The organism is Variovorax beijingensis (genome assembly GCF_003951285.1).
In the GTDB taxonomy this organism is placed as follows: Bacteria; Pseudomonadota; Gammaproteobacteria; order Burkholderiales; family Burkholderiaceae_C; genus Variovorax; species Variovorax beijingensis.
The window spans coordinates 34,719-52,462 of record NZ_RXFQ01000015.1 but is presented as its reverse complement, the minus strand read 5'-3'; the positions used below and the strand labels follow the sequence as shown (position 1 = coordinate 52,462).

18 protein-coding genes and 1 pseudogene are annotated in these 17,744 nt (G+C 68.2%); 10 read left to right on the top strand and 9 right to left on the bottom strand.

The annotated features are described in order from the left end of the window. Positions 1–33: 33 nt before the first annotated feature. The 5 genes from EJO66_RS23140 to EJO66_RS23120 are packed head-to-tail and all read right to left on the bottom strand — an operon-like array spanning position 34 to position 6,252. The gene (locus tag EJO66_RS23140; RefSeq protein ID WP_125966290.1) at positions 34–1,794 is read right to left on the bottom strand and encodes an acyl-CoA dehydrogenase family protein; all 1,761 of its coding nucleotides are present in this window, start codon (positions 1,792–1,794) and stop codon (positions 34–36) included. A gap of 7 nt (positions 1,795–1,801) precedes the next feature. Continuing rightward, a complete protein-coding gene (locus EJO66_RS23135; protein WP_125966289.1) occupies positions 1,802–2,791 on the bottom strand; it encodes a Bug family tripartite tricarboxylate transporter substrate binding protein in 990 nt (329 codons plus the stop codon). Positions 2,792–2,838: 47 nt separating this feature from the next. Further along, on the bottom strand, positions 2,839–3,603 hold the full coding sequence (locus tag EJO66_RS23130) for an SDR family NAD(P)-dependent oxidoreductase (protein WP_125966288.1): 765 nt from the start codon (positions 3,601–3,603) through the stop codon (positions 2,839–2,841). Positions 3,604–3,628: 25 nt separating this feature from the next. After that, the gene (locus EJO66_RS23125) at positions 3,629–5,482 is read right to left on the bottom strand and encodes a feruloyl-CoA synthase (RefSeq protein ID WP_125966287.1); all 1,854 of its coding nucleotides are present in this window, start codon (positions 5,480–5,482) and stop codon (positions 3,629–3,631) included. Then, positions 5,479–6,252 carry a crotonase/enoyl-CoA hydratase family protein gene (locus EJO66_RS23120; RefSeq protein WP_125966286.1) on the bottom strand — a complete coding sequence of 258 codons (774 nt, stop codon included), beginning with the start codon at positions 6,250–6,252 and terminating at the stop codon, positions 5,479–5,481. Before EJO66_RS23120 ends, EJO66_RS23125 begins: the two co-directional genes overlap by 4 nt. Positions 6,253–6,356: 104 nt before the next feature. Here EJO66_RS23120 and EJO66_RS23115 point away from each other — a divergent pair, with 104 nt between their 5' ends. Further along, entirely contained in the window at positions 6,357–7,223 is an 867-nt protein-coding gene (locus EJO66_RS23115) for an amidohydrolase family protein (protein ID WP_124960150.1), read from the top strand. 27 nt (positions 7,224–7,250) lie between these two features. On the opposite strand, the gene kefC is transcribed toward EJO66_RS23115, so the two are convergent. After that, the gene (gene kefC, locus EJO66_RS23110; protein WP_125966285.1) at positions 7,251–9,101 is read right to left on the bottom strand and encodes a glutathione-regulated potassium-efflux system protein KefC; all 1,851 of its coding nucleotides are present in this window, start codon (positions 9,099–9,101) and stop codon (positions 7,251–7,253) included. 2 nt (positions 9,102–9,103) lie between these two features. Next, positions 9,104–9,799: a glutathione-regulated potassium-efflux system oxidoreductase KefF gene (gene kefF / locus EJO66_RS23105; protein ID WP_124960148.1), complete on the bottom strand. Its 696-nt coding sequence runs from the start codon at positions 9,797–9,799 to the stop codon at positions 9,104–9,106. A 92-nt stretch (positions 9,800–9,891) separates the two neighbouring features. On the opposite strand from kefF, the gene EJO66_RS23100 reads away from it, so the two are divergent. Beyond that, positions 9,892–10,512 (top strand): ParA family protein, encoded by a 621-nt coding sequence (locus tag EJO66_RS23100; RefSeq protein ID WP_124960147.1) that lies wholly within the window; start codon positions 9,892–9,894, stop codon positions 10,510–10,512. A 52-nt stretch (positions 10,513–10,564) separates the two neighbouring features. Beyond that, positions 10,565–11,035: a MaoC family dehydratase gene (locus tag EJO66_RS23095; protein ID WP_124960146.1), complete on the top strand. Its 471-nt coding sequence runs from the start codon at positions 10,565–10,567 to the stop codon at positions 11,033–11,035. Positions 11,036–11,044: 9 nt separating this feature from the next. Here the strand turns inward: EJO66_RS23095 and trmL are convergent, their stop codons facing one another. Together trmL and EJO66_RS23085 are read right to left on the bottom strand one after the other, a co-directional pair. Continuing rightward, positions 11,045–11,506: a tRNA (uridine(34)/cytosine(34)/5-carboxymethylaminomethyluridine(34)-2'-O)-methyltransferase TrmL gene (trmL, locus tag EJO66_RS23090; RefSeq protein ID WP_124960145.1), complete on the bottom strand. Its 462-nt coding sequence runs from the start codon at positions 11,504–11,506 to the stop codon at positions 11,045–11,047. Between the two features lie 19 nt (positions 11,507–11,525). Then, positions 11,526–12,204, bottom strand: a pseudogene (locus tag EJO66_RS23085) (ComF family protein). Between the two features lie 23 nt (positions 12,205–12,227). Here EJO66_RS23085 and EJO66_RS23080 point away from each other — a divergent pair. The 7 genes from EJO66_RS23080 to EJO66_RS23055 all read left to right on the top strand — a co-directional run bounded on the left by EJO66_RS23080 (position 12,228) and on the right by EJO66_RS23055 (position 17,713). After that, positions 12,228–13,142, top strand: a complete 915-nt coding sequence (locus tag EJO66_RS23080) for a class I SAM-dependent methyltransferase (RefSeq protein WP_018906707.1) — start codon at positions 12,228–12,230, stop codon at positions 13,140–13,142. A gap of 168 nt (positions 13,143–13,310) precedes the next feature. Continuing rightward, positions 13,311–13,787, top strand: a complete 477-nt coding sequence (locus EJO66_RS23075) for a DUF2244 domain-containing protein (protein WP_124960143.1) — start codon at positions 13,311–13,313, stop codon at positions 13,785–13,787. 59 nt (positions 13,788–13,846) lie between these two features. Beyond that, positions 13,847–15,025, top strand: a complete 1,179-nt coding sequence (gene coxB / locus EJO66_RS23070) for a cytochrome c oxidase subunit II (protein WP_124960142.1) — start codon at positions 13,847–13,849, stop codon at positions 15,023–15,025. A 46-nt stretch (positions 15,026–15,071) separates the two neighbouring features. Continuing rightward, entirely contained in the window at positions 15,072–16,703 is a 1,632-nt protein-coding gene (ctaD, locus tag EJO66_RS23065; protein WP_124960141.1) for a cytochrome c oxidase subunit I, read from the top strand. 32 nt (positions 16,704–16,735) lie between these two features. Further along, complete coding sequence (locus EJO66_RS33080; protein WP_223262351.1) at positions 16,736–16,852, top strand: cytochrome oxidase small assembly protein; 117 nt, start codon at positions 16,736–16,738, stop codon at positions 16,850–16,852. A gap of 28 nt (positions 16,853–16,880) precedes the next feature. Next, entirely contained in the window at positions 16,881–17,507 is a 627-nt protein-coding gene (locus EJO66_RS23060) for a cytochrome c oxidase assembly protein (RefSeq protein ID WP_124960140.1), read from the top strand. Further along, positions 17,504–17,713 (top strand): DUF2970 domain-containing protein, encoded by a 210-nt coding sequence (locus EJO66_RS23055; RefSeq protein WP_015867158.1) that lies wholly within the window; start codon positions 17,504–17,506, stop codon positions 17,711–17,713. The genes EJO66_RS23060 and EJO66_RS23055 overlap by 4 nt, the downstream gene beginning before the upstream one ends. Positions 17,714–17,744 lie beyond the last annotated feature (31 nt).

The window sequence follows — 17,744 nt, the reverse complement described above, 5'->3', positions numbered from 1 at the left end:
GCGTAACCCGTGGCCGGCCCGGCCGGGCTTCCGTCAGCCCGCGGCGGCCGGAGTTTTTGCGGCGTCGTGCGCCATGGCGACACCTTCGCAGGCGCGCTTGACGATGGCGAGCCGCATGTCGAATTCGGGCAGCACCCAGCGCCGCAGCGCCGCCGCCGGGCCTGCCCTGGCGGCGCGCTCGGCCTCCGATGCTTCGGCCGCATCGATGCGCGCCCAGGCCCAGGCCAGCATCGCGAGCATCACTGCACGCAGGTAGTCGTCGGCCACTTCGTACGGCAGCACGGGGTTGGCATGCGCGGCCATCGCGATGGTGGTGCCCAGGTAGCGCAGCTGCGCGAGCCGGCGCTGCACATCGGCATCGGCGTCGCGCGAGGCGTCGAGCGTGTCGCGCAGTTCGAGCAGCACGGCCGACATGCCGGCGCCGCCGTCGGGCAGCACCTTGCGCACCAGCAGGTCGATGGCCTGGATCTCGTTGGTGCCCTCGTAGATCATGGTCACGCGCGCGTCGCGCACGATCTGCTCGATGCCCCATTCGCGCACGTAGCCGTGGCCGCCGAACACCTGCAGGCATTCGCTCGCGCCATGGAAGGCCTGCTGCGTGCAGGCAGCCTTGAGCACGGGCGTGACCAGCGAGCACCAGCGCTGCGCGCGTTCGCGCGCCTTGGGGTCGGCGTCGTGCGCGGCCACGTCGAGCATCAGCGCGCTGCGGTAGGCGAGGGTGCGCGCGCCGTCGATCCAGGCGCGCTGGGTGTCGAGAATGCGGCGGATCGCGGGGTGCTCGGCGATCAGGTCCGCGGCCTCGGCGCCGCGGCTGGCGGGCACCACCGCGCCGGGCGCGCGCATCTGGCGGCGCTCGGCCGCATAGGCGCCGGCCTTCTGCCAGGCGGCATCGAGCAGGCCGATGCCCTGCAGCGCCACATGCAGGCGCGCCGCATTCATCATCACGAACATCGCGGCCAGGCCGCGGCCCGGCTCGCCAACCAGCCAGCCGGTGGCGTCGTCGAAGCGCATCGTGCAGGTGGGACTGCCGTGCAGGCCCATCTTTTCCTCGATGCGCTCGCAGTGCACGGCGTTGCGCGCGCCATCGGGCAGCAGCTTGGGCACAAGCACCAGCGACAGGCCCTTGGGACCCGCGGGCGCATCGGGCATCCGGCACAGCACCAGGTGCACGATGTTGGGCGTGAGGTCGTGCTCGCCGCCCGAGATGAAGATCTTGCCGCCGCTCACGCGCAGGCTGCCGTCGGCCTGCGGCATGGCGCGCGTGCGCACCTGGCCCAGGTCGCTGCCCGCGTGGGCTTCGGTCAGGCACATGGTGGCGAGCCATTCGCCGGTGGCGATCTTCGAGAGGTAGCGGGCCTTCAGTTCGTCGCTGCCGTGGTGCTTGAGGCAGGCATAGGCGCCGTGCAGCAGGCCCGGCGCCATCGTGAGGCCGTGGTTTGCCGCGCTCAGCCATTCATAAAGGATGGCTTCGAGCACGGTCGGCAGCCCCTGGCCGCCGTCTTCAGCCGCGGCCGACAAGCCGGGCCAGCCGCCGTCGACGAAGGCCTGGTAGGCCTCGCGGAACCCGGGCGGCGTGGCGACCTCGCCGTTGGCGAAGCGGCAGCCGATCTCGTCGCCGCTGCGGTTGATGGGCGCCACCGCCTCGGCCACGAAGCGCGCCGCCTCTTCGAGCACCTGGGCCTGCAGCGCCTCGTCGACTTCGGCGAAGGGCGCCAGGGCGCGCAGCTTCGAAGGTGCGTCGAGCACCGCGTTCAGGATGAAGCGGCTGTCTTCGGGGCGGGGCCGGTAATCCATGGGTGTATCAGGACTCGGCGGTGAAGCCGATCTTCTTGACCAGCGGACCCCAGCGCTCGTATTCGGACTGGAGCGATTTCTTCATGTCCTCGGGCGAGGAGCCGTGGGCGATCAGGCCGACCGACAGCAGGCCCTCGGCCACGGCCTTGTCCTTGAGCGCGGCCTGGATCGCCGTGCTCGCGGCGGCAATGACGGCGGCGGGCGTCTTGGCCGGTGCGAAGAAGCCGAACCATTCGTCAGCCACGATTTCCGGGAAGCCCTGCTCGGTGAAGGTGGGCACGTCGGGCAGGTAGGCGGCGCGCTGTGCGCCCGAGGTGGCGAGCACGCGCAGCTTGCCGGCCTTGGCGAAGGGCAGGTAGTCGCCCACGGGCGTCATGCTCGAGGCGATCTGCCCGCCCACCACGTCGTTGATGGCCGGCAGCGAGCCCCGGTAGGGGACGTGGCGCAGGTCGGTGCCGGTGTTCAGGCCCAGCAGCGCGCCCAGGAAGTGCGGCGTGGAGCCCGCGCCCGGCGAGCCGTAGCTGGCCTGGCCGGGGTTGGCCTTGGCCCAGGCGATGTAGTCCTTCAGCGTCCTCACGCTGGCCGGCACCACCGGACCGACGGCCAGGCCGTGCGTCATCACGGCGCCAATGGAAACCAGCGCGAAATCGGCAAGGCCGTAGCTCAGCTTGGTATAGATGTGCGGATAGGTCGACAGCGCCGAAGCCTGCGCGAGGCACAGCACCGAGCCGTCGGCCGGCGAGCCCTTGAGCGTGTCGAGCGCAATGCGTCCGCCCGCGCCGGGCTTGTTCTCGACCACCGCGTTGATCTTCGAGTAGGGTGTGTCGCCCAGCTTCTCGGCCACCCGGCGCGCCACGCTGTCGCCCGCGCTGCCGGCCGGAAAGCCGTAGTAGATCTTGGCCTGCTGCACGGCCTGGGCGAGTGCGGCAAGCGGATGCAGGGCGCCGAGCGCGGCTGCGCCGCCGAGTGCCTGCACGAATTGGCGTCTGTTGGTCATGGTGTTGTCTCCTGGTTTTCCTGGGCTCTGTTTGCTGGGACTGAAAATCAGCGCGGCGCCATGCGCAACGCGCCGTCGAGGCGGATCACTTCGCCGTTCAGGTGCCCGTTGGTCACGATGTGGCAGGCCAGTTCGGCAAATTCCGAAGGCTTGCCCAGGCGCGGCGGAAACGGGATCGATGCGGCCAGCGATTGCTGCACCGCTTCGGGCAGTTCCATCAAAAGCGGCGTGGCAAAGAGGCCCGGCGCCACGGTGCAGACGCGGATCGCGTGCTGCGCGAGGTCGCGCGCCATCGGCAGCGTCATGCCCACGAGGCCGCCCTTGGAGGCGCTGTAGGCCTGCTGGCCCACCTGGCCGTCGAAGGCCGCGACGGAGGCGGTGAAGAGCATCACGCCCTTCTCGCCGTTGTCCAAAGCATCGAGCCTGGCGCAGCGTGCAGCGAAGAGGCGCGCCATGTTGTAGCCGCCGACCAGGTTGATATTGACCACGCGCACGAAGTCTTCGAGCGGCGCCGGATTGCCGTCCTTGCCGACGATGCGCTTGGCGCTGCCGATGCCGGCCACGTTCATGAGGATGCGCGCGGGGCCGTGGGCGGCGGCGGCCTTGTCGAGCGCAGCATTGACGCTGTCGGTGTCGGTGATGTCGCAGACGCACGCGACGCCGCCGATCTCTGCGGCCACCTTTTCGGCGAGCTCCGCATTGCGGTCGAGCACGGCCACCCTGGCGCCCAGCCGCGCGAGTTCGCGCGCGGTGGCTTCGCCCAGGCCCGATGCGCCGCCGGTCACGAGTGCGGCTTGTCCTTCGATCTTCATGGTGTGTGTCTCCTCGGGTGGTGGTTCAGCGGGGCTTCAGGGTGAAGGGCAGGGTGTCGGCATGCAGTGCCTCGACGATCGCGGCGCGGTGCTTGAGCACGGCGCGCTGGTTGATGGAGCCCTTGTCGGTCACTTCGCCCTTGTCGATGGAGGGCGGCTCGGCCATCAGGTGCAGCCGCGCGATGCGGTTGGCGCTGCCGGTGCCCATGGCCGCCAGCTCGTTGGCTACCTGCTGGAAGTGCGCCTGCACCGGTGCGCTTTCGAGCACCTGCTGCATCGACGCGCCTTCTGGCAGGCCCGCCAGCTGCCGCACCTTCTGCGTCGGAAAGACCAGCGCGCCGACTTCCTTCAGGTTGATGCCGGTCAGCACCGCGTCCTGCACGTAGGGCGCGCCGGCCGCGATGATCTTGGCGCGCAGCGGGCCCACGCTCACGAAGGTGCCGGTGGCGAGCTTGAAGTCTTCGGCGATGCGGCCGTCGAAGCGCAGGCCGCGGTGGATGTTCGACTCGTCGATCCATTTCACCGCATCGCCGGTCGAGAAGAAGCCCTCTTCATCGAAGGCTTCGGCCGTGGCTTCGGGTGCGCGCCAGTAGCCGGGCGTGATGTTGGGGCCGCGGTAGCGCACCTCGGTCTTGCCGTCGACCTCGATCAGCTTGAGCTCGATGCCGGCCGCGGGCAGGCCCACGTCGCCCGATTTGACCTCGGGCCCCGTGACGTAGAGCGCGAACGGGCCCGACTCGGTCATGCCCAGGCCCGTGCCCATCACGATGCGTTCGCCGACTTCGGACTCCTGCGTGCGGTGCAGGCTGTCCCACACGGGCTGCGAGAGCGCGGCGCCCGAGTAGAAGAACATCTTCACGCGCGACAGCAGGTTGCGGCGCAGCACCGCGTCGGTTTCCATGGCGTGCGCGATGGCTTCGAAGCCGGTCGGCACGTTGAAGTAGATGGTGGGCGCGATCTCGCGCAGGTTGCGCAGCGTCTCGGCCATGCCGCCGGGCGTGGGCTTGCCATCGTCGATGTAGAGCGTGCCGCCGTTGTCCAGCACGATGCCCACGTTGTGGTTGCCGCCGAAGGTGTGGTTCCAGGGCAGCCAGTCGACCAGCACCGGCGGCTCCTCGCCCAGGGCGGGAATCGACTGGCGCAGCTGCTGCTGGTTGGCGCACCACATGCGGTGCGTGTTGATCACGGCCTTGGGCATCTTGGTGGAGCCCGAGGTGAAGAGGAACTTGGTGATGGTGTCGGGGCCGGTGGCGCGCATCGCGGCGTCGATGGCGGGCGTGGCCGGCGTGGCGGCCAGCGCGTCGAACGGCGTGGTGGCGCGGCCTTCGATCGTGCCTTCGGCGATCACCACTTCGGTGTCGGCGGGAACGGCGGCGGCAATGGCGCGGCCAAAGCGCGCGGCGTGGGCCGCGAACACCAGGCCCGGCGTGAGCGTGTCCAGCACGTGGCGCAGCTTCTCGAAGTCCTGGCTCACCACCGAGTAGGGCGGCGACACCGGGCAGTACGGCACGCCCGCATAGAGGCAGCCGAGCGCCATCAGGGCGTGTTCGATACCGTTCTCGCTCAGGATCGCGACCGGGCGCTCCGCGCTCAGGCCGCGGTCCAGCAGAGCTTGGCCGATGCCGCGCGCCTTGTGCAGCGCCTCGGCGTAGCTCACGCGCTGCCAGTCGCCGGTGCTGCCGTCGGCCAGCCGTTCGCGGCGGGCGATGAAGGTGCGCTCTGGCGCCTGTTCGGCCCAGTGCGCGAGGCGGTCGGTCATGCGGTCGCGGTAGGGCGCGAGCGGCGTCTCGGCCCGCAGGTACTGCGTGCCTGGCGCACCTTCGCGCAGCACGGCGCGCGTGACGCCGAAGGCCAGCGGACGGTATCGGATGGTGGTCATTCCTTGCTCACTTTGGCGCCGCGGCCTTCGAGGAAGTCCCGCACGCGCGCCTTGGCCTCGGGCGCGTTCTGCACGATGCCGGACATCAGCGCCTCGGTGAAGAAGCCGTGGTCGGCCGACTGCTCGGCAATGCGCGGCAGCGCATGCATCAGCGCGTAGTTGGTCAGCGGCGCATTGGTGGCCACGCGCTTGGCAAGTTCGAAGGCCTTGTCGAAGGCCGCACCCTCGTCGACCAGGTACTGCGCGAAGTTGGCGCGCTCGCCGTCCTCGGCGTTGTAGACGCGGCCGGTCATCATCATGTCGGTCATGCGCGCCACGCCGATCAGCTTGGGAATGCGCACCGAGCCGCCGCCGCCCACGAAGATGCCGCGCGAGCCTTCGGGCAGCGCATAGAAGGTGCTGCGGTCGGCCACGCGGATGTGGCAGGCGCTCGCCAGCTCGAGGCCGCCGCCCACCACCGCGCCGTGCAGCGCCGCGATCACCGGCACCGGGCCGTGCTGGATCAGGTCGAGCGCGCCGTGCCACAGCCGCGAGTGCTGCATGCCCTGGCCGGCGTCGCGCTCCTTCAGCTCGCTCAGGTCGAGGCCGGCGCAGAAGTGCGGACCTTCGCCGTCGAGCACCGCGGCGCGCACCGTGGAAGGCAGCGTCTCGAAGGTGTTGCGCAGCGCGAGGATCAGGCTGTCCGAGAGCGCGTTGCGCTTGGCGCCGCGCGTCAGGCGGACGATGGCCACGTCGTCGCGGATGTCGAGTTGGAGGTCGGAATTGGTCATGATTGCATTCGTGTGTGAGTTGGATTATGGTTATGATAAATAATCAATTCAAGGCACTTGAGCCCCCCGATACCTAGGGACTTACCCGTACTGGAGACAACGACATGGACCACCGGAACCTGATCGCCATCGACATCCACACCCACGCCGAAGTGAGCTGCTGGAACCCGTTCGACAACTACGGCGAGGAATACGACCGCGCCGCCGACAAGTACTTCGGCTCCAGCGGCCGGCCCACCATTGCCGAGAGCGTCGCCTACTACCGCGAACGCAAGATCGGGCTGGTGATGTTCATGGTCGATGCCGAATCGAACATGGGCCGCCGCCGCATCCCGAACGAGGAAATCGCCGAGGCCGCGCAGAAGAACAGCGACATGATGATCGCCTTCGCGAGCATCGATCCGCACAAGGGGAAGATGGGGGCGCGCGAGGCGCGCCGGCTCATCGAGGAGCACGGCGTGAAGGGCTTCAAGTTCCACCCGACGGTGCAGGCCTTCCACCCCTACGACAAGATGGCCTGGCCGCTCTACGAGGTGATCGCCGAGCACAAGCTGCCGGCCATCTTCCATACCGGCCACAGCGGCATCGGCTCGGGCATGCGCTGCGGCGGCGGCCTCCGGCTGGAGTACAGCAATCCGATGCACCTGGACGACGTGGCCATCGACTTTCCGGACATGCAGATCGTGATGGCCCACCCCAGCTTTCCCTGGCAGGACGAGGCGCTGAGCGTGGCCACGCACAAGCCCAACGTGTGGATCGACCTGTCGGGCTGGAGCCCCAAGTATTTTCCGAAGCAGCTGGTGCAGTACGCCAACACGCTGCTGAAGGACCGCATCCTGTTCGGCAGCGACTACCCGCTGATCACGCCCGACCGCTGGATGAAGGACTTCGAGGCGGCCGGCTTCAAGCCCGAGGTGATGCCGGGCATCCTGAAGGGCAATGCGGTCAGGCTGCTGAAGCTGGAGGGCTGAGCGCCCGGAGGCTGGGCCAAGGGCGGGCTACGCGTCCGCCTCTTCCTTTTCCTCGATCAGGTTCCAGTCGCGGCCCGAGCGGCGCTGCCGCTCTTCGCGTTCGCGCGCCATCTGTTCCTCGAACTGCTGGCGGCCCGCCTTGTTGGCCGCGATCAGCTTCGCGCGGTCCTTGTAGTGCGGGTAGATATCGTCGCTGAGCTTGAGGTTCCGGCGCCGAAAGCGCATGGCCGTCTCGCGCGCCTCGTGGGCCGGCCAGCCCAGCGCCTCGAGCGTGCTGCGCGCGCTGCGCAGCGACGACTCGAACACCTCGCGCTCCACATCCGTCACGCCGCGGTCGCGCAGCTGGAAGAGGTGGGTCACGTTGCGGGCCCGCGCGATGATGCGGGCCTGCGGAAAGTGCTCCTTCACCAGGTCGACGATATTGAGCGACTGCTCGATGTCGTCGACCGCCACCACGATGGCCTTGGCCGTGCCGGCGCCCGCGGTGCGCAGCAGGTCGAGCCGCGTCGCGTCGCCGTAGAACACGCGAAAGCCGAACTGGCGCAGGCCTTCCACGGTGTCGGCATCGTGATCGAGCACCGTCACGCGCAGGCCCTGCGACATCAGCATGCGGCCCACGATCTGTCCGTATCGGCCGAATCCGCAGATCAGCACCTTGGCGTCCTGCGGCTCTGAAATTTCTTCCAGCTGCGTTCCGTTGCTGCGGCTGTAGCGCGGCAACACGAACCTGTCGAGCAGCACCAGCAGGAGCGGCGACAGCAGCATCGACAGCGCCACCGCGCCGATCAGGAGCGAGGTGGTCTCGGGCGGCAGCACGTCGGGCCCCGCGGCCTGGAACACCACGAACGCGAACTCGCCGCCCTGCGCGAGCAGCAGCGTGAACACCGGCCGCTCCTGGTAGGCCAGGCCCATGGCCTTGGCCAGCGCGTAGATCACGGCCAGCTTGATGGCCATGAAGCCGACCACCAGCAGCGCCATCAGCCCCGGGCTCGCGATGAGCACGCCGAAGTCGATCGACATGCCCACCGCGATGAAGAACAGGCCCAGCAGCAGGCCCTTGAAGGGCTCGATGTCGGTCTCGAGCTCGCGCCGGTATTCGCTTTCCGCCAGCAGCACGCCGGCAAGGAAGGCGCCCAGCGCCATCGACAGGCCCACGAACTGCATCAGCGCGGCGATGGCCACCACCAGCAGCAGCGACGCCGCCGTGAAGATCTCGGGCGTGTCGCTGCGCGCGATCCAGCGCAGCAGCGGCCGCAGGGCCATCCGGCCGCCGAGGATGATGCCGGCGATCACGCCGACGATCTTCAGGCCCTCGAGCGTGCGGTCCAGCCCACTGAGCGACTGTTCGGCCGCCGTGGCGCCGGCCAGCAGCGGCAGCAGCGCCAGGATCGGAATGGCCGCCACGTCCTGGAACAGCAGGATCGAGAAGCCCGCCTGGCCGCTGGGTGTTTTCAGCAGGTTGCGTTCGCCCAGCACCTGCAGCGCAATGGCTGTGGACGAGAGCGCCAGGCCGAGCGCCGCCACCAGCGCCACCCGCCATTCGGCACCCGCGGCCCAGCCGACGGCAAACAGCACCGCGGCGCAACTCAGCACCTGAGCCGCACCCCAGCCGAAGATCGGACGGCGCAGGTTCCACAGGCGCTTGGGTTCGAGCTCCAGGCCCACGAGGAACAGCATCAGCACCACGCCGAACTCGGCGAAATGCAGCACGTCCTCCACGCTGGAGACGAGCCCGAGCCCCCAGGGGCCGATCGCGATGCCGGCCACCAGGTAGCCGATGATGGAGCCCAGGCCCAGGGCCTTCGAAAGCGGCACCACCAGCACGGCGGCGCCCAGGTAGATCAGGCTGTTGGTCAGCCAGGCGGGTGCGTGTTCCATGCTCAGGCCATGCCCTTTTCGCTGTTCTGTTCTTCGTTGGCGGCGGACGCCGCCTCGTCCAGGCCATCGGCTTCGGCCGGGCGGTCGGTTTCGGGGACGGGGCAGGCCACGCAGGCGTCGAGCTCCTCGAGTTCGGGCCATTGGGGGTAGCTGCCGAGCCGCTGGGCGAACACGCCGACGTGCGCCGCCACTTCGTCCTCGGCGGCGCTGCGCGCGCCGTGCAAGACCAGCGGCGGCAGGAAGCGCATGCCGCACAGCGCCGCGGTCTGCTCGTAGGGCGGCAGGAAGGCGTCGAAGAAATAGCGGTGGTAGCCCTGGGGGTGGTAGCTCGCCTCGGGGCTGCCCGTGGTGGCGACCAGCCAGAAGTCCTTGCCCTGCAGGGCCGCGCCGCCGGGTCCGTAGGCCCATCCGTAGCTGAGCACGTCGTCGAGCCAGAGTTTTTGCAGCGCCGGCATCGAATACCACTGGATCGGGTGCAGCAGCACCACCAGGCTGGCCTTCGCGAGCCGGGCGTGTTCGGCCTCGACGTCGATCGCGAAGTCCGGGTAGCTGCCGTAGATGTCGTTGACATCGACCCCCGGCACGCCGCGCGCGGCGGCCAGCATGCGCCGGTTCACGCGCGAGTCGCGCCAGTGCGGATGGGCCGCGAGCACGTAGATGCCGCCGGTGTCGCCGGCGGCCGATGTTGTTGTCGTCATGCCGCGAACATAGCGCAGGTTTGGCGCTTGCCGGGGCTGCGCGCACCGCGTGTCGCTACGATGCGGAGGTTTCCAGCTCTGGAGGAGATGCTATGCCGGTGGTTCTGGTCGCCAATCCCAAGGGTGGCGTGGGCAAATCGACGCTCGCAACGAACATTGCGGGCTACTTTGCGAGCCGCGGCCATGCGGTGATGCTGGGCGACGTGGACCGCCAGCAGTCGTCGCGCCTCTGGCTCGGCCTGCGCCCGCCGCAGGCGCGGCCCATCGCCACCTGGGAAGCCACCGGCGACAGCGCCGTGGTGCGGCCGCCGCGCGGCACCACGCATGCCGTGCTCGACACCCCCGCCGGCCTGCACGGCTGGCGCTTCAAGGAGGTGCTGGCGCTGGCCGACCGGGTGATCGTGCCGCTGCAGCCGAGCATCTTCGACATCTACGCCACGCGCGATTTCCTCGACCGGCTGAAGGATCAGCGCCGCGCCGAAAAGACCCGGATCAGCCTCGTGGGCATGCGCGTGAACGCCCGCACCCTGGCGGCTGACCGGCTGCACGAGTTCATCGCCAGCCTCGGCGTGCCGGTGCTGGGCGAGCTGCGCGACACGCAGAACTACGTGCAGCTCGCGGCGCGCGGGCTCACGCTGTTCGACATCGCGCCGGGCCGGGTGCAGCGTGACCTGGCGCAGTGGCAGCCGATCTGCGACTGGCTGGAAGGCTGAGGGCCGGGGCTGTCGCAAGGCCGACAGCCAGGCCGCCGGCCTTCGCGCCAGAATGCCCCGCATGACCAAAAAGACATTCCAGACGCTTCAGGATCTTGCGGCCTGCGTCGGCCAGGAAGTTGCCGTGAGCGACTGGATCACCATCACGCAGGAGCAGGTGAACCAGTTCGCCGAAGCCACGGGCGACCACCAGTGGATCCATGTCGACGTCGAGCGCGCCAAGGCCGGGCCCTTCGGCGGGCCGATCGCCCATGGCTTCCTGACGCTGTCGCTGCTGCCGCGCTTTTTCGAGACGGCGCTCGAGGTGGTCGAATCGCGCATGGGCGTGAACTACGGCCTGAACCGGGTGCGCTTCATGTCGCCGGTGCCGGTGGGCAAGCGGCTGCGCGCGCGCATGAAGCTGCTCACGGCGGAGCCGATTGCCGACGACGGCATCCAGATGACCTGGGAAGCCACGATCGAGCTCGAAGGCGTGGCCAAGCCGGCCTGCGTGGCCGAATCGGTGGTGCGCCGCTACCGCTGAGGCCTTTGCTCAGCCGAAGCCGTTCTGGCGCCAGGCCTCGAAGACGGTCACCGCCACGGCGTTCGAGAGATTCAGGCTGCGCTGTCCTTCGCGCATCGGCAGCCGCAGGCGCTGCGGTTCGGCAAAGCCCTCGCGCACCGCGGGCGGCAGGCCGCTGGTTTCCGAGCCGAACACCAGCCAGTCACCGGGCTGGAAGCGCACATCGTGCACGGCCCGCGTGCCGCGCGTGGTGAGCGCGAACATGCGCTCGGCGGCGGGCCGCTCGGCATCGAGCAGCGCTTGCCAGCCGGCGTGGCGCTTCACTTCGGCATATTCGTGATAGTCGAGCCCGGCGCGGCGCAGCAGGCGGTCGTCCATCGAGAAACCCAGCGGCTCGACCAGGTGGAGCGTGCAGCCGGTGTTGGCGGCAAGGCGGATCACGTTGCCCGTGTTCGGCGGGATTTCGGGCTGGACCAGGACGATATGGAACATGCGCCGATTGTCGCGGGGCTCAATGGGGCGGATCGGTGCGCGCGAACACCAGGGCCGTGACATGCGCCGCGCCGGCCAGCCGCAGCGCCGCGGCGGCCGAGAACAGCGAGGCGCCGCTGGTCATCACGTCGTCGACCAGCACCACGCGCCGGCCTTGCAGCTCGTGGGCGCGCAAGGGCTCCACCGCGAAGGCGCCGCGCAGGTTGCGCAGGCGCTCGGCGCGCGCGAGGCCGCTCTGCGCCGGCGTCTCGCGGGTGCGCAGGAGCAGCGCCGCGTCGGTCTTGGCGGGCGCGAGCCGGCGCGCCAGTTCGAGCGCCTGGTTGAAGCCGCGCTCGCGCAGCCGGGCCGGCGCCATCGGCATGGGCAGCACCCGGTCGCATTGCTCCAGCGCCGGCTCCACCCACGGCACGCTGCGCATCAGCGTGGCAAGCGGCCCGGCCCAGCCGGCCTCGCCATGAAACTTGAATTGAGCGATGCAATCGGGCCAGGGCCACGCATAGGCGCATGCATTCGCTGCACCGGGCCACGCCCTCGGGCACCGGCAGGGCGCAGCTGCCGCAGCGCGCGGCCGGCGGCGCGAAGCGCGTCACGCAGGCATCGCAGATGCGGCGCGAGGGCCATGCGCGGCACACCTCGCACTGGCTGGGCAGCCGCGCGAGCAGAGAGGTCAAAGGCCGATCGGCCCAACGACTGAACATGGGCTCAATATACTCACGGCCCCATGGCCACCGACCCCGCAAGAAGACCGCCGACCATCGATCCCACGGCGGCCGCACGCTGGAGCCGGCTCGCGCCCGCCGACGGCTCGCCCTGGCTGCACGAGGAAATCGGCCGCCGCATGGAAGACCGGCTGCAATGGATCAAGGCGCAGCCGCGCACCTGGGCCGACTGGGCGCCGCTGCGCGGCGGCCTCGAAGCGCACGAGCTCGTGGCCCGGCGCTACCGCGAGGCCGCCTGCTTCGTGATCGAACCCGAAGCGAACCTGGCCGCCGCGGCCGGCGAGGCGCTGGCCGCGCCCTGGTGGAGCGCGCGCCGCTGGCAGGGCAGCAAGCTGCGCTTCGATGCGCCGCCCGAGGACGGCGTGGACCTGCTCTGGGCCAACATGTCGCTGCACATGGCGGCCGACCCCGAGGCGCTCATTGCGCGCTGGCACCGGCTGGTGGCGACCGACGGCTTCCTGATGTTCTCGTGCCTGGGCCCCGACACTGTGCGCGAGCTGCGGGCGCTGCATGCGCGCCTGGGCTGGCCGGCCGCGGGCCACGAATACACCGACATGCACGACTGGGGCGACATGCTGGTGCATGCCGGCTTCGCCGAGCCCGTGATGGACATGGAGCGCATCGTGCTCACCTGGGCCACGCCCGAAGCGGCGCTGGCCGAGCTGCGCACACTCGGGCGCAATCTGCATCCGGCGCGCTTTCCGGCGCTTCGCGGCAAGGCATGGCACCAGGCGCTCAAGCACGCATTGCCCGAGCTGGCACCGGCGCAGGAGGGCGGCGGGCGCATCGCGCTGACCTTCGAGGTCATCTACGGCCATGCTTTCAAGCCCGCGCCGCGCGTGGCGCTTTCGGCCGAGAGCGCGGTGTCGCTGCGCGAGATGCGCTCGATGCTGCAGCGCGGGCGGCCCGGCGCCTGACCGGCGCGCCCGGCCAGCTGCGCATCCGCGACCGGGCGCCTGTGTCTACCCGCTACAATCCGCCGTTGCGTGAAACTCGCGGGTAGTGTTCCGCGAACGAGGTCTGTTCGATCCTGTGGAGACAAGGGGTCGGACAGTCGTCGACGCACCGATTTGCTGAACTCGCCCGTGCCGAATTCCGTGTTTCGTTTTGCCACCGTTTCAGGCCAGAACATCCACTGGTTCCTGAAGCGCAACTGCTCGGTGACGCCGAGCCAGCTGGGCTGGCTCTACGCCTCGCTGTGCGTGGTATCGCTCGGTATCGGCGCGGTCTTCTGGATGCTCGGTGCGCCGCTGGTTCTGCCTTTTGCCTGGCTCGAACTGGCCGCGGTGGGTTTCGCGTTCATGCTGTACGCGCGGCACGCAACCGATGGAGAACGGATTGCGCTGCAGGGCGGCCGGCTGGTGGTGGAGCTCGAGAACGGTGGAGACTACGAGCGCACGGAATTTCTGCCGCACCAGGTGCGGATCGAACCGCAGGCCGGCGATCGTTCGCTGATCGAGGTCTCGGGTCAGGGTCGATCGGTCAGGGTGGGGCGCTATGTACGCCCGGAGTTGCGAGCCGCATTGGCGCGCGAGATTCGCATGGCGTTGCGTGGCGCCTGAGGGCTCGCGCGGCGCTGCACGGTTGGGTTTGTTGAAAAAATTGAAGAAACGTGAACACGATGAAGAGCATTTGGCGCAATAAGTACAGGCCGGCGAATCTGTTGCTGGCGGCCGGCGCGGCTTTCAGCGGCGCGGCGCACGCAGTCAACGATCTGCCCGGCGGCCCCTCGGTGCGCCAGCTGAATCTTCCGCTGGGCGTCACCAAGATTGCGCAGGAACAGCATTTCCTGCACACGGTGATGATGATCCTGTGCACGGTCATCTTCGTTGCCGTGTTCGCGGTCATGTTCTATTCGATATGGAAGCACCGCAAGTCGGTCGGCCACAAGGCGGCCAACTTCCATGAATCGGTGGTGGTCGAGGTCATCTGGACCATCGTGCCCTTCATCATCGTGATCGTGATGGCGCTGCCCGCCACCAAGGTGCTGGTGGCCCAGAAGGACACCACCAACGCCGACCTCACCATCAAGACCACCGGCTACCAGTGGAAGTGGGGCTACGACTACCTGAACGGCGAAGGCGAGGGCCTGGCCTTCATCTCCACGCTCGACAGCTCGCAGCGCGCCATGTCCGACGCCGGCGCCAAGGGCGCCATGCCCGACGACTACCTCTTCAAGGTCGACAACCCGCTGGTGGTGCCGGTCCAGAAGAAGGTCCGCATCATCACCACTGCCAACGACGTGATCCACGCGTTTGCCGTGCCCCAGCTGGGCATCAAGCAGGACGCGATTCCCGGCTTCGTGCGCGACACCTGGTTCCGCGCCGAAACCGTGGGCGACTACTACGGCCAGTGCCAGGAGCTCTGCGGCAAGGAGCACGCCTACATGCCGATCCACGTGAAGGTGGTCTCGGCAGCCGACTACACGGCCTGGGTCGATGGCAAGCGCAAGGAGGCCGCGGCCAAGCTCGACGATCCGAGCAAGGTCTGGACCCTGCCCGACATGATGACGCGCGGCGAGAAGGTCTATGCCGCCAACTGCGCGGCCTGCCACCAGGCCAACGGCAAGGGCGCCGGCCCGATCAAGGCGCTGGACGCCAGCTCCAAGGTGGTCGACGCGGACCACAAGGTGCAGCTGCTGGTGCTGCTCAACGGCCAGAACAATGGCGCGATGCCCTCCTGGAAGCAGCTGAGCGACACCGACCTCGCGGCGGTTGCCACCTATACCAAGAACAGCTGGTCGAACAAGACGGGCCAGCTGGTGCAGCCGGCCGAAGTTCTGGCCCTGCGCGGCAAGTGACCGTGCCCCAGCGCCCCGCGACGAAGAAATTGCAAGGAACAACGAAATGAGTGCAGTCCTCGACCCCCACGGTCACGCCCACGACGGCCACGCACACGACCAGCACCACGCAGCGCCCACCGGCTGGCGCCGCTGGGTGTTTGCCACCAACCACAAGGACATCGGCACGCTCTACCTGCTGTTCAGCTTCACCATGCTGATGGTGGGCGGCGTGCTTGCGCTGCTGATCCGCGCCGAGCTGTTCCAGCCCGGGCTGCAGCTGGTGAACCCCGAACTGTTCAACCAGTTCACCACCATGCACGGCCTGATCATGGTGTTCGGCGCCATCATGCCGGCCTTCGTGGGCTTCGCGAACTGGATGATCCCGCTGCAGATCGGCGCATCCGACATGGCGTTCGCGCGCATGAACAATTTCAGCTTCTGGCTGCTGATCCCCGCCGCGCTGATGCTCGTGGGCTCGTTCTTCATGCCCGGCGGCGCTCCCGCCGCGGGCTGGACGCTCTACGCGCCGCTCACGCTGCAGATGGGCCCCTCGATGGACGCCGGCATCTTCGCGATGCACATCATGGGCGCCTCGTCGATCATGGGCTCGATCAACATCATCGTCACCATCCTGAACATGCGCGCCCCCGGCATGACGCTCATGAAGATGCCGATGTTCTGCTGGACCTGGCTCATCACCGCCTACCTGCTGATCGCCGTGATGCCCGTGCTCGCAGGCGCCATCACCATGACGCTGACCGACCGCCACTTCGGCACCAGCTTCTTCAACCCCGCCGGCGGCGGCGACCCGGTGATGTACCAGCACATCTTCTGGTTCTTCGGCCACCCCGAGGTCTACATCATGATCTTGCCGGCCTTCGGCATCATCAGCCAGATCGTGCCGGCGTTCTCGCGCAAGCGGCTGTTCGGCTACGCCTCGATGGTGTACGCCACCTCGTCGATCGCGATCCTTTCGTTCATCGTCTGGGCGCACCACATGTTCACGACCGGCATGCCGGTCACGGGCCAGCTGTTCTTCATGTACGCGACCATGCTGATCGCGGTGCCCACGGCCGTGAAGATCTTCAACTGGATTGCCACCATGTGGCAGGGCTCGATGACCTTCGAGACCCCGATGCTGTTCGCGGTGGGCTTCATCTTCGTGTTCACGATGGGCGGCTTCACCGGCCTCATCCTGGCCATCGCCCCGATCGACATCCAGCTGCAGGACACCTACTACGTGGTGGCCCACTTCCACTACGTGCTCGTGGCCGGCTCGCTCTATGCCATGTTCGCGGGCTACTACTACTGGGCGCCCAAGTGGACCGGCGTGATGTACAACGAGACGCGCGGCAAGATCCATTTCTGGTGGTCGCTGATCTCGTTCAACATCACCTTCTTCCCGATGCACTTCCTCGGCCTCGCGGGCATGCCGCGCCGCTATGCCGACTATCCGATGCAGTTTGCCGACTTCAACGCGGTGGCTTCGGTGGGCGCGTTCGCCTTCGGTCTCGCGCAGGTGTATTTCTTCTTCTTCATCGTGCTGCCGACCATGCTCGGCAAGGGCGAGAAGGCTTCGCAGAAGCCCTGGGAAGCCGCTGAAGGCCTCGAGTGGGAAGTGCCGTCGCCGGCGCCCTTCCATACCTTCGAGAATCCGCCCAAGCTCGATCCGACCGCCACCAAGGTGATCGGCTGAACGACGCCAGGCCGCCGGCTTGCATGACCACAATGACCACGCCCGAACAAAAAAGGAACAACCGCCGCATGGGGCTCACGCTGGCCTCCATCGCCGTGCTGTTCTTCATCGGATTCCTGGTCCGCATGATCTGGCTCGGCGGACGCTGAAGCAGAAGCCAACGGAGCCGTCCGCATCATGAGCCTGGGTCAACGCATCAAGCGCGCCAATGTCCGCATGGTCGGCAAGCTGGCCGTGGTGACCTGCGGCATGTTCGCGTTCGGCTATGCCCTGGTGCCGCTCTATCGCGCCATCTGCGAAATGACCGGCATCAACATCCTCGCGCTCAACGAGCTCGAGGTGCCGGGCGGCGCGAGCGGTGGCAAGAACGTGCGCGTGCCCGACAACACGCAGGTCGACACCACGCGCACCATCACGGTCGAGTTCGACTCCAACGTGCGCGGCGGCCTCTGGGACTTCAAGCCTGCCGAGCGGACAATGCAGGTGCACCCCGGCCAGCTCAACACCGTGGTCTACGAATTCCAGAACGTGCAGAACCGCCGCATGGCGGCGCAGGCCATTCCGAGCTACGCGCCGCAGCAGGCCGCGCCGTACTTCAACAAGCTGGAGTGCTTCTGCTTCAACCAGTACACGCTCGACCCGGGCGAGAAGAAGCAGTGGCCCGTCGCCTTCGTGATCGACCCGAAGATCTCCAAGGACGTGAAGACCATCACGCTGTCCTACACCTTCTTCGAAGTCGGCGGCAAGACGCCCGCGGCCCCGGTGGCCGCTGTTTCGAATGCTGCCCATGAGCCCCGCTCGTGACCGCGCCGAACACGCCGCCCAAGGCCACGCTGTGGGACACGGTGAAGGCCGTGTGCTGGTCGTTCTTCGGGGTGCGCAAGAAAAGCGCCTACCAGGACGATCTGGCCAAGCTGAACCCGCTGCACATCATCGCGGTGGCCTTTGCCGCGGTCATCGTTTTCATCGTCGGCCTGGTGCTGCTGGTGCGCTACGTGGTTGCGCCCTGAACCCGGCCCGCGTGGCCCACGACATCCAGAA

Excerpts from the sequence above, each read along its gene's own strand:
- EJO66_RS23140 (WP_125966290.1), bottom strand. The coding sequence starts at position 1,794 with ATGGATTACCGGCCCCGCCCCGAAGACAGCCGCTTCATCCTGAACGCG.
- EJO66_RS23135 (WP_125966289.1), bottom strand. The coding sequence starts at position 2,791 with ATGACCAACAGACGCCAATTCGTGCAGGCACTCGGCGGCGCAGCCGCG.
- EJO66_RS23130 (WP_125966288.1), bottom strand. The coding sequence starts at position 3,603 with ATGAAGATCGAAGGACAAGCCGCACTCGTGACCGGCGGCGCATCGGGC.
- EJO66_RS23125 (WP_125966287.1), bottom strand. The coding sequence starts at position 5,482 with ATGACCACCATCCGATACCGTCCGCTGGCCTTCGGCGTCACGCGCGCC.
- EJO66_RS23120 (WP_125966286.1), bottom strand. The coding sequence starts at position 6,252 with ATGACCAATTCCGACCTCCAACTCGACATCCGCGACGACGTGGCCATC.
- EJO66_RS23115 (WP_124960150.1), top strand. The coding sequence starts at position 6,357 with ATGGACCACCGGAACCTGATCGCCATCGACATCCACACCCACGCCGAA.
- kefC (WP_125966285.1), bottom strand. The coding sequence starts at position 9,101 with ATGGAACACGCACCCGCCTGGCTGACCAACAGCCTGATCTACCTGGGC.
- kefF (WP_124960148.1), bottom strand. The coding sequence starts at position 9,799 with ATGACGACAACAACATCGGCCGCCGGCGACACCGGCGGCATCTACGTG.
- EJO66_RS23100 (WP_124960147.1), top strand. The coding sequence starts at position 9,892 with ATGCCGGTGGTTCTGGTCGCCAATCCCAAGGGTGGCGTGGGCAAATCG.
- EJO66_RS23095 (WP_124960146.1), top strand. The coding sequence starts at position 10,565 with ATGCCCCGCATGACCAAAAAGACATTCCAGACGCTTCAGGATCTTGCG.
- trmL (WP_124960145.1), bottom strand. The coding sequence starts at position 11,506 with ATGTTCCATATCGTCCTGGTCCAGCCCGAAATCCCGCCGAACACGGGC.
- EJO66_RS23080 (WP_018906707.1), top strand. The coding sequence starts at position 12,228 with ATGGCCACCGACCCCGCAAGAAGACCGCCGACCATCGATCCCACGGCG.
- coxB (WP_124960142.1), top strand. The coding sequence starts at position 13,847 with ATGAAGAGCATTTGGCGCAATAAGTACAGGCCGGCGAATCTGTTGCTG.
- ctaD (WP_124960141.1), top strand. The coding sequence starts at position 15,072 with ATGAGTGCAGTCCTCGACCCCCACGGTCACGCCCACGACGGCCACGCA.
- EJO66_RS33080 (WP_223262351.1), top strand. The coding sequence starts at position 16,736 with ATGACCACGCCCGAACAAAAAAGGAACAACCGCCGCATGGGGCTCACG.
- EJO66_RS23060 (WP_124960140.1), top strand. The coding sequence starts at position 16,881 with ATGAGCCTGGGTCAACGCATCAAGCGCGCCAATGTCCGCATGGTCGGC.